Annotated in this window: 12 protein-coding genes and 1 pseudogene; 6 read left to right on the forward strand and 7 right to left on the reverse strand. The window is 54.5% G+C overall.

The features are described 5' to 3' along the window. The first annotated feature begins 119 nt into the window (after positions 1–119). Both QNH99_RS13700 and QNH99_RS13705 read left to right on the forward strand, forming a co-directional pair. Positions 120–1004 (forward strand): DMT family transporter, encoded by an 885-nt coding sequence (locus QNH99_RS13700; protein WP_063879159.1) that lies wholly within the window; start codon positions 120–122, stop codon positions 1002–1004. 48 nt (positions 1005–1052) lie between these two features. After that, a complete protein-coding gene (locus QNH99_RS13705) occupies positions 1053–2414 on the forward strand; it encodes a CoA transferase (protein ID WP_410516818.1) in 1362 nt (453 codons plus the stop codon). 1 nt (position 2415) lies between these two features. Here QNH99_RS13705 and QNH99_RS13710 read toward each other — a convergent pair whose 3' ends face one another. Next, positions 2416–2985 carry a TorD/DmsD family molecular chaperone gene (locus tag QNH99_RS13710; protein ID WP_063879157.1) on the reverse strand — a complete coding sequence of 190 codons (570 nt, stop codon included), beginning with the start codon at positions 2983–2985 and terminating at the stop codon, positions 2416–2418. A 27-nt stretch (positions 2986–3012) separates the two neighbouring features. Further along, a pseudogene (locus tag QNH99_RS13715) lies at positions 3013–3189 on the reverse strand (phosphatase); the annotation flags it as partial. 256 nt (positions 3190–3445) lie between these two features. Between QNH99_RS13715 and QNH99_RS13720 the strand changes: the two are divergent. Next, entirely contained in the window at positions 3446–4018 is a 573-nt protein-coding gene (locus QNH99_RS13720; protein WP_283379109.1) for a hypothetical protein, read from the forward strand. 245 nt (positions 4019–4263) lie between these two features. Here the strand turns inward: QNH99_RS13720 and QNH99_RS13725 are convergent, their stop codons facing one another. The 3 genes from QNH99_RS13725 to ghrA form a co-directional block, all read right to left on the reverse strand. After that, complete coding sequence (locus QNH99_RS13725; protein ID WP_109716113.1) at positions 4264–4467, reverse strand: hypothetical protein; 204 nt, start codon at positions 4465–4467, stop codon at positions 4264–4266. A gap of 309 nt (positions 4468–4776) precedes the next feature. After that, the gene (locus QNH99_RS13730) at positions 4777–5514 is read right to left on the reverse strand and encodes a phosphatase (protein ID WP_109716112.1); all 738 of its coding nucleotides are present in this window, start codon (positions 5512–5514) and stop codon (positions 4777–4779) included. A 38-nt stretch (positions 5515–5552) separates the two neighbouring features. Continuing rightward, the gene (ghrA, locus tag QNH99_RS13735) at positions 5553–6494 is read right to left on the reverse strand and encodes a glyoxylate/hydroxypyruvate reductase GhrA (protein WP_145394729.1); all 942 of its coding nucleotides are present in this window, start codon (positions 6492–6494) and stop codon (positions 5553–5555) included. A 212-nt stretch (positions 6495–6706) separates the two neighbouring features. Here ghrA and treA point away from each other — a divergent pair, with 212 nt between their 5' ends. Next, complete coding sequence (gene treA / locus QNH99_RS13740; RefSeq protein WP_410516819.1) at positions 6707–8392, forward strand: alpha,alpha-trehalase TreA; 1686 nt, start codon at positions 6707–6709, stop codon at positions 8390–8392. 76 nt (positions 8393–8468) lie between these two features. Here treA and QNH99_RS13745 read toward each other — a convergent pair whose 3' ends face one another. Then, a complete protein-coding gene (locus tag QNH99_RS13745) occupies positions 8469–8717 on the reverse strand; it encodes a GlsB/YeaQ/YmgE family stress response membrane protein (RefSeq protein ID WP_063879150.1) in 249 nt (82 codons plus the stop codon). Positions 8718–8926: 209 nt separating this feature from the next. On the opposite strand from QNH99_RS13745, the gene QNH99_RS13750 reads away from it, so the two are divergent. Beyond that, positions 8927–9661, forward strand: coding sequence for a flagellar brake protein (locus QNH99_RS13750; protein ID WP_172897688.1), 735 nt, complete (start codon positions 8927–8929; stop codon positions 9659–9661). 97 nt (positions 9662–9758) lie between these two features. Next, positions 9759–10892 (forward strand): mechanosensitive ion channel family protein, encoded by a 1134-nt coding sequence (locus QNH99_RS13755; protein WP_410516820.1) that lies wholly within the window; start codon positions 9759–9761, stop codon positions 10890–10892. Positions 10893–10940: 48 nt separating this feature from the next. On the opposite strand, the gene QNH99_RS13760 is transcribed toward QNH99_RS13755, so the two are convergent. Next, positions 10941–12428 (reverse strand): FGGY family carbohydrate kinase, encoded by a 1488-nt coding sequence (locus tag QNH99_RS13760; protein WP_410516821.1) that lies wholly within the window; start codon positions 12426–12428, stop codon positions 10941–10943. Position 12429 lies beyond the last annotated feature (1 nt).

A 12429-nucleotide genomic window follows, 5' to 3' on the forward strand; every position in this document is an offset into this window, starting at 1 on the left:
ATGAATTTTTTTGGCGTTATTTTCTGCTTAACTAAATAAAAAATGTTAATCATTGCCAGAACGGCGCAGGTTCGTGCCATGATTAGCAGGTATCGGGTTTATTTTTAAAGGATGACATTGTGGCAGTGCGGCATTTCTTTATGGTTCTGATGGTGGTTTGCATCTGGGCCTTTAATAACGTGGCAGTAAAATGGGGATTAGTTGAGTTACCGCCATTGTTTCTCACGTGGATGCGTTTTGCGGTGGTGGCGATTGTGCTCGTACCGTTTTGCCGTATTAACCGTCAGCAGCTGCCCTGGTTAGTGCTGCTGGCCTTCACGTTTGGTTTTATGCATTTCTCACTGCTGTTTGTCGGCATGCGTTATACCGATGCCGGAACGGGTGCCATTGTGGTGCAGTTGGGTACGCCGATTGCCATGCTGTTGGCGATGGTGGTGCTGAAAGAGAAGCTGCGGCTGATTCAGCTGATCGGCATTATGATCTCGCTCAGTGGCGTGGTGGTGCTGTCCGGTAGCCCGACCATTCCTGCCTGGTGGGTGCTGTGTATACTGCTGTGCAGCGCTACCGGCTGGGCCATCAGCAACCTGATTGTGAAAAAATCGCCGCCGATTAAGCCTCTGACGCTGACAGGGTGGATCGCCTTCCTTGCCCTGCCGATTGTTGGTGCCGCCAGCTTTATGCTGGAGTCCAATCAGCTCTATGCGCTGCAACATGCGGGCTGGCGCGGCTGGTTTGCCATTCTCTATAGTGCTATCGCCTCCTCGGTTGTGGCGTACACCTTGTGGTATGCGTTGCTGAAGAAATACAACGTTAACCTGATCATGCCTTACTCTCTGCTAACGCCGGTTCTCGCGGTATTAATGGGCATCGTGGTGTTGGGTGACAGCCTGAACAGCTTCAAAATCATTGGTGCCTCGCTGGTCATCCTGGGAACCACCATTGCGGTGATTAACCTGCGCAATCTGCGAATGCACGCCCGATTCCCGCGCCTGCGACGCCGTTAGTTCAGGCTGCTATGCTTCAGAGAAGGTGTTAACTCTGGAGCCTGTTGCATGAATACGTTGACCAGCTCGCTGTGGCAGCAGATGTGGCAAGGATTGCATGGCAATCATGCGCCGCAGCCGCTGCCCTTATTGACCGATCCCGCCACTTTTTCTTCCGCTTATGCCGTCAGTGAACTGGCGGCGACCAGCCTGGGCTTAGCCATGCAGGGCGTGGCCGATCTGCTTAACCGTCCTGCCCGCGCACAGGTTAACGTCCGGCTGGCATCCCGCTGGTTTCAGCACAGCTTTATGCCGCTTAATCGCAGTGCGCCCGCACTGTGGGACCCTTTTGCGGGCGATTACGCCTGTCAAAACGGCTGGATTCGCCTGCATACCAATGCTCCCCATCATCGCCTGGCAATGGAAAGTGTCCTTGGCCGTCACCCGGACCGGGCGGCGCTGGCGCGTGAAGTGGCTCACTGGCAGGCCGCCGAACTGGAACAGGCGGTGATTGAGGCCGGCGGTTGCGCGGCGGAAATGCGCAGCGCCGACGCATGGCAGCAGCATCCGCAGGGGATGGCCGTCATACATGAACCGCTGTTCGCCCGACAAACCCTGGCCGACGGCCCCGCCGTCGCGTGGGCATTGCCCGAGGCGCGCCCGTTACTCGGCATTAACGTCCTGGATCTGACGCGCATTATTGCCGGTCCGGTGGCGACGCGGTTTCTTGCCAGCCTGGGCGCCAACGTCTTACGGATCGATCCGCCCGGCTGGCAAGAGCCCGGAGTGGACGAGGAGCTGGCCTGCGGCAAACGTCGGGCCGTGCTGGATTTAAAACAGCCTGCCGACCGGGCGCAGTTTGTCTGGTTGCTGAAACACGCGGATGTGATTGTGCACGGCTACCGCGCCGACGCACTGGAAAAGCTGGGATTAGATGCGGAATCGCGACAAGCGCTCTGCCCCGGCCTGGTCGACGTCAGTTTAAACGCCTGGGGCTGGCAGGGACCGTGGCGTAACCGGCGCGGTTTCGACAGTCTGGTGCAGATGGGTTGTGGCATTGCCGAACAGGGAATGCGATGGAAACAGCATGATGCACCGCTACCGCTTCCGGTACAGGCGCTGGATCATGCCACCGGCTACCTGATGGCCGCCGCGGTGCTGGCGGGACTGCGTCAGCGACTCCAGCACGGCAACGGCAGTCAGATGCGCCTGTCGCTGGCGCGCACCGCCTGGCTACTTGAGCAGCACCGCTACGGCGCGAACGCGCAGCAGACCGGCATTACGCCGCAGCGCAGGGACAATCAGCCCTGTTTAGAGCTGACGCCGTGGGGCATTGGTATCAGGTTGCGATCGGCCGCCTGGCTGCCCGGCACCACATTACAGTGCGCCACGCCAGGAAGCCCGCCGGGCACGCATCCGGCGCAATGGTGAATCAGGCGTCGTCGCCCTGCTCGCTGGCGCTCTCCACCAGCTCATCGTACATGGCCTGAATCGCCTCACGGCTCAGTAGCGCCAGGGTACGATAAAACGCCGTGGTGGCATGGGCTTCAACTTTGCCGAGAAACGCGCCGCACCATGGCATCAGGTACTCGTCAAACAGCGCCAGCTGGGCCGCGTTTTCATCCGCTGCCGACTGATCTTCCAGCCATGACGCCGCCAGCAGCAGGCCACCAAAGTGGTCGGCCGGTGCATCACCCAGCGGCATGCCGCGCGCGGTCAAAAACGCGCGGATGTCGGACTCCGGCTTTCCTTCCGGCCAGTCAGACGCAAACGGCGACACCTTGCAGTCGCTGCCCACAAACAGGGCATCGTAGTCTGCCGCCAGCGCCTGCGGATCGCTGTTTTGCTGTAAGCGCGTCAACAGCTCATCCTGCTCCAGCGGCCACTGCGCCGCCAGTTTACCTTCACGAATCAGCGTAAACAGCGGGGCCAGCAGCGCATCCTGCGGATGGCGGTTAAACAGCGAACCGATAATACGGCACAGAATGGAAAACTCATTCATGCATCAACATTCCTTGAGGGAGAGAAATTAAAAGTCCGCCAGCTCGGCGATAGGTTTGCCGGTACGCATTGCCAGAAAGTCCAGCAGGCGGCGCGGCGTGACATTTAACACGCGATCTTCGGGAAAATCCACTTCTCTGGCGATGCGCAGGCAGTGCTCGAAGTTGCCGAGGTTAAATGCCGTGTGGGAATCGGAGCCAAAGGCCTGTAGTACGCTTTGGGATCAGGCAGTAATGATAAATTATTTTAACGCGATTAGCTTATCTTCCTGTCCACTTAACTTTCCTGGGCGTTTAAAACCCCAGACTTTACTACAAAGCATGTGTTCAATAGAATTTAAAATTCAAAATTTGACTTATGATAGATTCGTAGTGAAAATATTACATTCCTGGTTGATTAACGATCCCTGCCAAATTAATATATCAGCTCATTATATTTCACATTATAACTCTGGCTAACTAATGAGTGAATTAGAAGACTTTAAACTAATTAAAGAATTACTATTGGATTTTTTAAGCAAAAAGGAAATCAAAGCAAAATTTTCTCATGTCATTAACAATCAATATAATGACTGGGAAAAATGGTTTCAGATCGAATTTGAGTATTTCTTGCTAAATGAAAAAAATTATCATACCAGAAGAGAACTTAAGGCCAACTCTGATAAACGAAGCAAACTTAATCGCTTATATATGTTTGTAGACCTTATATTCAGAAAACCAAACACCGCTAAAGACCAATACATTTACATTGAATTTAAACGGGCTGTTAAAGCAACAACACTCATTAAAAAAATGCTGGAAGACATTACGAAAGTCAGATCAATCGTAGCATCCCATTACGTTGAAACCGAAATTAAACAGCGTTCTTTCTGGTGTATAGGCTTTTATCATTCATTTCAACCCTTAACTGTGAATCGAGCACAAGAAGAAATCGATCTATATACTAAAAAGTTTCACGAACCTTTCTACCTTTGCTCTTGTAGAGGAAAATCACATCATGAAGACTGCCCTAAAATCGGCATTGTAATTATATAACATTGATTATGTCGGGGTAATTTGAATCCCGGCATATTAAACGCGTAAGCCACTGCAAAATCCTCTGTTTTTTGGATGTTTTACAGCATACTGAATGCTTCACTTAACTACTTTAGTACCAGTGACGATTAAGGCCTTTTACATCGTTACTTATCGTAAATTTACCGCACTCATTAAGGTTGAAGTTTAGGCAGCGTTAGCATGCGTACTCGATGATACGATCAATATTCCAGATATTAATTTCTTCATTCTCTATGCTCTCCCCGCGCTTTACCAAGAAAATAAGCAGCACCATAACCAATCACAATTGCCCCAAAGAAACCGCACAATTTCAAAGCCAGACTATCGAACACAAACAAAGATGCAAGAGCAATAAAGCTCATCGCTACTGTAATTGTCCCTTCAAGAAGGTGTGCCGAGAGCTTAGCCAGCAAGTTTACAGATTTCATTGTTAATCCTTTTACATCTCTGTGGATGGCTGCTGATAAAGTCCAGGTAGGGTTTCAGGCTCTTAGTGTTGGTGCAAAACACCACTCTCCACGGCTTTACATATTCGTTAAAAAAGCTATTCCCCTCCTTTATCTGTCACAGGCTGGCTCTTTAACCTTAGCGTCGTCAGATGCCGGGCGGCTAAAAAACAATCAGCCTGTAACTCAGTTAACCTAACGCCGAGAATATGCCTTCATGAATGAGCATCCAACAATACGGCACAGAATGAAAAACGCATTCATGCATCAACATTCCTTGAGGAAGCGAAGTTAAAAATCCGCCAATTCGGGGATAGGTTTGCCGGTACGCATTGCCAGAAAGTCCAGCAGGCGGCGCGGCGTGACATTTAACACGCGATCCTCGGGAAAATCCACTTCTCTGGCGATGCGCAGGCAGTGCTCGAAGTTGCCGAGGGTGAAGGCCGTGTGGGAATCGGAGCCAAAGGCCAGCCGTCCGCCCGCTTTGCCGACTGCCTCGGCAATCGCCCGACAGTTGGGTTCACTGCCGGGACGGGAATGGGTAAAGGAGGAGTTGTTGAGCTCCAGCGCCACATCATAGTGCGCGGCGGCTTCGGTAATGGCGGGAATATCGACGGGATATTTTGGGTTGCCGGGATGGCTGATGATGTGAACCAGTCCACCCGCCATCGCGGCAATCATCGCCTCGGTATTCTGCGTCAGATCGCGCGGGGCATAAACCGGTTCGTGAAAGCCCGCGACAATCAAATCCAGCGATTCCAGCATCGGTCCGGAGCAGTCAATCTCGCCCTGCTGGTTCTTAATATTGGCCTCGATACCGCGCAGAATCGCCACGCCATCAATGATCCGAGGCCAGATGCGCATATTGACGAAATGCCAGTAGTGCGGTGCATCGGCCATGTCCGGGCCGTGATCGGTAATGGCAAACAGCTTCAGGCCATTTAATTTAGCCTGGGCCACATAGTCATGCAGCGTGCTGTAGGCGTGGGTACTGGCAACCGTGTGCATATGGAGATCTACCGGATACATTATCTGCTCCTGCAAAAAGCCGGTTAAGGCATCAGTGATTAATAGCCACGCTGGCGATCGACGTAGCCCTGAGGATGTCCACCCGCTTCGAGCTGACCGATGGCACGGGCAATAAAGTCCATCGCTTCTTCTTTCAGCGTGACCGCCGCATTATGAGGCGTAATTGTTACGCGCGGATGGAACCATAAGGGATGATCGGCAGGCAGCGGCTCGGTCTGAAACACATCCAGTGCGGCGCCCTTCAGCTGTCCGCTATCAAGGGCGGCGAGTAAATCCGCTTCCACCACCTGATCCCCACGGGCGAGGTTAAGGAAAAACGCCCCCTGCGGCAACTGCTGTAACAGCTTATGATCAATCAAATTGCGCGTTTCCGCCGTGCTGGGCAGCAGGTTGATCAGCACCCGGGTTTCACGCAAAAAATCATCCCGCGCCGCCGGTCCGGCAAAGCTGGTCACGCCGGGGATCTGCTTCGCAGAGCGGCTCCAGACGCGCAGCGGAAATCCAAGGGCGCTAAGACTTTCGGCGACCTGCTGCCCAAGTACGCCTGCGCCTAAAATGCCGATGTGAAAGGTTTCACGCGGATATGACGGCAAAGGCTGCCACTGCGCCGCCTGCTGCTGCTGTTGATAGTCGTCAAAGCGTCGGAACCAGCCTAATACGCGGCACAGCGCGTACTCCTGCATTTGCCGCGCCATGCCGGTGTCTTCCAGCCGATAGAGCGGAACGTTGTCCGTCAGCATATCCGGGTACTGCTGCAGCTGACGCAAGATCTCATCCACACCCGCGCCAAGGGCAAACACGCCCTTCAGATCATGGCGGCCGCGCAGCATCTCTGGCGGCGGCGAGCGCACCAGCGCATAGTCTGCCGGGGCGTTATCACCCGGAGCCCACAGGCGCACGCGGGCCTGGGGCAAACGTTGCTGCAGGCCATGTATCCAGTCCGGTGCGCTCTGCGACGGATGAAACCAGACGATCTCCATATTGCTCTCCTTTTATTTCAGCTTCGGATAAACATGCACATGGGCAAGCGGTGCCCTGTAAAAGCATCTTTTTTCTAACATACCGCAAATAAATAATTCCTGCCGCTTCACATTTCCGTCGCACTGAAGGGTGAAAATTGCGGTTAAGGTCTAAAGTTGTTGGGTGGTCAATGCGTTACACAGGGCCGCATTTCGGACAAGGAGAAACACCGATGATGAACACTGAGGTAAAAACGAATAAACGGCCTCAACGCCATGCACCCATTCTGCTTAGCGTGCTACTGAGCGCCAGCGTATTCAGCACCTGGGCAGCAGAGGATTCCCGATTACTGAACACGCAGCCGCAGCCGCCGGATGTCCGTTTAGGGCCGCTGTTTAATGCCGTGCAACAGGCAAAATTCTACCCCGATCAAAAAACCTTTGCCGACGCGGTACCTAAGTACGATCCCTCGTCAATTCTCGCCGACTGGCAGATGCAGAAAAACCAACGCGGCTTTGATTTAAAACGTTTTGTCGCAGCAAATTTCACCCTGCCCACCGATGGCGATAAATATGTGCCACCAGCAGGCCAGAACCTGCGCGACCATATTAATGGCCTGTGGCCGGTGTTAACGCGTACCACCAACAGCGAGGGAAAATATGACTCGCTGCTGTCGCTGCCTAAACCTTATGTGGTGCCGGGCGGGCGCTTCCGTGAGGTCTATTACTGGGACAGCTATTTCACCATGCTGGGCCTGGCAGAAAGCGGTCACTGGGACAAAGTGCAGGATATGGTCGATAACTTTGCTTCCCTGCTGGATCGCTATGGCCACATTCCTAATGGCAACCGGACTTACTACCTGAGCCGATCACAACCGCCGTTCTTTAGCCTGATGGTTGACCTGCTGGCAACGCATGAGGGCGACAAAGCCTACACGCGCTATTTGCCCCAGTTGCAAAAAGAGTACGACTACTGGATGGCAGACAGCGACAGCGTTGCGGCAGGCAATGCCAGCAAACGGGTGATCAAGCTGGCCGACGGCACGCTGTTAAATCGCTACTGGGATGCGCGCGACGTTCCGCGCACGGAATCCTGGATGGATGATATTACGACGGCGAATAAAGCCCCGCAGCGTAATAAGGCAGAGATGTACCGCGAACTGCGTGCCGGTGCCGCCTCGGGCTGGGACTTCAGTTCACGCTGGTTTACCGACGCGCACAATCTTTCCACCATTCGCACGACGCAGCTGGCACCGGTGGATCTCAACAGCCTGATGTTCCATCTGGAAAAAACCCTGTCCACCGCTTACCGCCTGAACAAGCAGGACGATCGGGCAAGGTTTTTTGCTGACCGGGCAGAAAAACGTCAGGCGGCGATCAACCGTTACCTGTGGGACAGCAAGCAAGGCTGGTACGCGGACTATGACTGGAAGAAACGCCAGATCCATCCACAGCTCACCGCTGCCACGCTGTTTCCGCTCTATATGCAGATCGCCAGTGATAAACAGGCTGACAGCACCGCCAGCGCAGTGGAAAAACAGCTGCTGAAACCGGGCGGTCTGGTGACCACCACGGTGAACAACGGTCAACAGTGGGATGCGCCTAATGGCTGGGCTCCGCTGCAGTGGGTTGCGGTAGAAGGCCTGGAGCACTATAAAAAGCCCCAGCTTGCACAGCAGGTGGGCTTACGTTTCCTGCGTAACGTACAGCTGACCTATGACAAGGAACATAAGCTGGTCGAAAAATATGTGGTGGAGGGCGCGAACCTGGGCGGCGGTGGCGGTGGTGAATATCCGTTGCAGGATGGCTTTGGCTGGACCAACGGCGTCACCCTGAAACTGCTGGATAAATATTGCCCGAAAGATAAAACCTGTAACAGCGCACACGATATTCCCGAGGCGCAAAGCAACGCGAAGTAACCGATAGCTGGCCTTCGCCACGATAAAAAAAGGGCCCGCAGTCACCTGCGGGCCCTTTTTTACGTCAAGTTCTGCGTTAACTGCGCACTTTGCGGTAGATAAACAGCACAACGATGGCGCCAATTACCGCGACAACGAAGCTACCGAAGTTGAACCCGTCCACACGGCCAAAGCCGAAGAAGGTACTGATCCAACCACCGACTACGGCACCGATAATACCCAGAATCACGGTAATGATGAAGCCACCACCATCTTTACCTGGCATGATCCACTTCGCCAGGATACCGGCGATTAAACCAAAGATGATCCATGAAATAATACCCATCCGTTACTCCTTCCTTTTGTTAGTCAATGGCGATCGCCTGATTAATCAAGCGGTTCACTGCGCATAGTATAGACACGTTTTTTAAAAATGTAGCGCAAGCAGCTAATGATAGTGGTTATTGTGTTAAAGCTTTATTATTCTCCGCCGATAACGTACGGGTAGTAACAGGATAATTACATGAAAAAGCGTTGCTCATCTGGAGCCAGCAAGTGAAAGAAACCGATAAAGAACAGTACCTGAAACGTGGCACGCTGGCCGTGCTTGGCGTGATGAAGGACCTGCTTCAGTTACAAACACCTTTGCTGGTGAATTTTTCACGCGGGCAGTTTATTAGCCGTATGCTCGCTGCCGATGAAACACGTATCGTTTTTGATCTGGGGAGCAATAACCTGGATAACGACTACGCGCTGCACTGCAATGAAATCACGATTTTTGCCGAAACCCACGGTGCCAAAATTGAATTCGCCCTGGGAACACTGGAAAAAACCGACTTTGAGGGACTGCCTGCTTTTCAGGCCGCCCTGCCGGACGTCCTTTGGCAAATCCAGCGTCGGGAATTTTTCCGTATCAGCGCCCCGATGGACCCGGAGTTTTGGTGCCATTGCCAGTGGCCTGATGGCTCGCCGGCTCGCCTGCGCTTGCAAGATCTGTCCCTGGGCGGGATTGGCGTGCTGGTCGAAGAGACGATGCCGGAAGGGCTAAAAAGCGGGGATGATTTTAGCAGCCTGCAGGTCGAACTGGGTGAATTCGGTCAGTTCAACGTCAGCGCTAAGCTGATGCACATTGGCGAGCGCAGCATTATTACCAATAAAAATGAGACGAAAGTGACCCCTCGCCTGAGTTTCCGTTTTACCGCGCTTGAACCCCATCAGGAACGGCAGTTACAGCAAATTATTTTTGCCTTAGAGCGCCAGGCGCGCGACAAAGCACAACGCTTCCAGTAACCCGCGATTCACCCTGCGCCGCACACCGGCGGCGCATCCAGGCTATGCTTTCCCTTGCTTTCTCGTTTAACCGGAACCAGCAAGGAGAACATCCCCAATGGAAAACTGGCTCAATTCGCGTCATTTTCAGTCAATTTTTTTCAATCAAACGCTCTGGATCAACAGCGCTGTCGTCATCGTTGCCACCCTGGTCATTTACTGGTTGCTGCGCAGCCTGATTCGTTTTACCTCTAACCGTATTGCCCACTACAGCGAAGCACGCCACGTCCGTTTTACCGGCATTCTGGTCGAGATCTTACGCAGCACCAGCCAGTTGCTGCTGCTGATTTTTTCCCTGCTCATTGCCCTGCGCTTTATCGATTTACCCGACGCCTGGCGCGCCACGATCTCTCACAGCTGGTTTCTGGCCTTGATTGTGCAGATCACCCTGTGGATCGACGGCGGTATTCGTCTGTGGTTAAAAAGCCTGCTGCGCGATCCGCTGCATGTGCGCAACCCTGTCACCACCGTGATTCTGGGGATTTTGCTGCGCATGCTGGTGTGGGTGATGATGCTGTTGGCCATTTTGTCGAACATGGGCATCGACATTACGGCGCTGGTTGCCAGTCTGGGCGTGGGCGGTATTGCTATTGCCCTGGCGATTCAGACGGTACTGAGTGACGTATTTGCCTCACTGGCCATTGGTTTCGACAAGCCTTTTGAACACGGTGATTTTATTGTGTTTGGCGACATCGCCGGGACAATTGAACACATTGGCCTGAAAACCACGCGACTGCGCAGCCTGAGCGGCGAACAGATTGTCTGTTCAAATACCATTCTTCTGCAGCAAACGATCCATAACTACAAGCGCATGCAGCAACGCCGCATCGTGTTTAAGTTTGGTATCAGCTATGCCACCTCTTCTGAGCAGGTGCGCGAGATCAGCGAGCTGGTGAAAACCATCATTCAGGGCATCGAGATGACACGCTTTGACCGCGCGCATTTTCTGGCGTTTGATGATTCAAAGCTGACGTTCGAAGTGGTCTATTTTGTGTTGAGTGCCGACTACAACCAGTACATGGATATTCAGCAGGAAATCAACCTGCAGCTGATGGCGGCACTCGAAGAACGCAATGTAAGCTTTGCCTTCCCTATCCGTCAGGTCGAATTCAGCGGGGGCAGTTTGCCGCCGGTCGATCTAAAGCCGGTTCCCGATGATGACGCGGCCCAGCTACGCCGCGCGAATCGTTAAGCGCCGGAACGAACGGAGGATCGCGGCACGCTGTCCGATCCTCCGCCCTTACCCAGGCTGATAGCGACAGCGGGCGACGGCCTGAAGCCAGCCCTGATAGCTGTCCTGCATTTTCTGCGCCAGCTGCGTGCGCGGCATCACGACGTTACCGCCCTGTAATGCCTGCATATCACCGCCCTGCTGCCACCATCCTAGCTGTTTACCTGCCAGCAGTGCCGCCCCCAGCGCCGACGCTTCAGCGGTGGGCGCGCAATGCAGCGGACGCTGCAGAACGTCAGCCTGAAACTGCATCAGCCAGCGATTTTGTGTCGCACTGCCGTCGACGCACAGCGCAGGCAGCGGCTCACCGCTCGCCTTTTCCATGGCGAAAAAGACATCGGCAATTTGCCAGGTAATCGACTCCAGCGCCACCCGCGCCAGCACTGCCGGGGTCGCCGCATCGGTGAGGCCACAGAGCATGCCGCGGGCTTTTAAATCCCACCAGGGCGCGCCCAGTCCGGACAGTGCCGGGACAAAATAGCAGCCCTGATTATCATCACAGCTTTCTGCCAACGCCGTTAACTGCTGTGGGTCCGTCACACCCAGCATTTTCCCAAGCCAGGCCGCGCCTGAGCCGGTGTGGGTAATATTGCCTTCAAACGCAAAGCGCGGTTGCCCGTCGTGCCACGCCACGGTAGTGCTGAGGCCATTGTCGGTCAGGATTGGCGTTGCCATTGACATCATAAGCGAGGAGCCGGTGCCATAGGTTGCCTTGACCACTTCGGCCTCGCCACGCCGCTGGGCATAGAGCGCCGCGTGGGAGTCGCCAATACGTGCCAGAATCGGGGTGCCTGGCGTCAGACCGGCAATATCGGTTAAGGCGACGACGCCTGCATGACCGGCTGACGCGCTAATCTGTGGCAGCGCGGCGCGCGGCAGGCTGAACAGGGACAACAGTTCATCATCCCAGTCGTTGCTATGCAGACTGTAAAGCTGCGTGCGTGCCGCATTCGCATGGTCGGTGACGAAGCATTCTCCTGCCGTCAGTTGCCAGGTCAGCCAGCTGTCCACTGTGCCAATGCATAATTCGCCCGCCGCTGCTCTGGCGAAGCCATCAGGCAAGGACGCCAGCATACCGGTCAGCTTGGCGGCAGGAAACATGGGATCGACCGCCAGTCCGGTCAGGGCAGTAATCGTCGCGGCGCAGCCTGACAGATGAAGATCGCGGCAAAACGCTTCCGAACGTCGGTCCTGCCAGCTTACCAGCGGGGTTAACGGCACGCCGTCGCGGCGCTGCCAGATCAAAACGGATTCGCGCTGATTACTGAGGGCGATCGCCGCTACCGGCGATCCGGCGCACTGGGCCAGGCAGTCGGTTATCGCCTGCCTGACCGCCCGCCAGATAGCCATTGGGTCCTGCTCGGCCAGGCCGGGCTGCGGGTGCAGCAGCGTCAGGCCCTGACTGCCCCGCGCCACCACCTTTCCCTGCCGATCCACCGCCACCGCTTTAGCGTTGGTGGTACCTTCATCGATAGCAAGAATCACCGGCTCATGCATC

The sequence above is a fragment of the Pantoea allii genome (genome assembly GCF_046529425.1).
GTDB classification, from domain to species: domain Bacteria; phylum Pseudomonadota; class Gammaproteobacteria; order Enterobacterales; family Enterobacteriaceae; genus Pantoea; species Pantoea allii.

Bases quoted from the DNA above. Each gene is read 5' to 3' on its own strand.
- QNH99_RS13710 (WP_063879157.1), bottom strand. From the start codon at position 2,985: ATGAATGAGTTTTCCATTCTGTGCCGTATTATCGGTTCGCTGTTTAAC.
- QNH99_RS13745 (WP_063879150.1), bottom strand. From the start codon at position 8,717: ATGGGTATTATTTCATGGATCATCTTTGGTTTAATCGCCGGTATCCTG.
- treA (WP_410516819.1), top strand. From the start codon at position 6,707: ATGATGAACACTGAGGTAAAAACGAATAAACGGCCTCAACGCCATGCA.
- QNH99_RS13755 (WP_410516820.1), top strand. From the start codon at position 9,759: ATGGAAAACTGGCTCAATTCGCGTCATTTTCAGTCAATTTTTTTCAAT.
- ghrA (WP_145394729.1), bottom strand. From the start codon at position 6,494: ATGGAGATCGTCTGGTTTCATCCGTCGCAGAGCGCACCGGACTGGATA.
- QNH99_RS13720 (WP_283379109.1), top strand. From the start codon at position 3,446: ATGAGTGAATTAGAAGACTTTAAACTAATTAAAGAATTACTATTGGAT.
- QNH99_RS13725 (WP_109716113.1), bottom strand. From the start codon at position 4,467: ATGAAATCTGTAAACTTGCTGGCTAAGCTCTCGGCACACCTTCTTGAA.
- QNH99_RS13730 (WP_109716112.1), bottom strand. From the start codon at position 5,514: ATGTATCCGGTAGATCTCCATATGCACACGGTTGCCAGTACCCACGCC.
- QNH99_RS13760 (WP_410516821.1), bottom strand. From the start codon at position 12,428: ATGCATGAGCCGGTGATTCTTGCTATCGATGAAGGTACCACCAACGCT.
- QNH99_RS13705 (WP_410516818.1), top strand. From the start codon at position 1,053: ATGAATACGTTGACCAGCTCGCTGTGGCAGCAGATGTGGCAAGGATTG.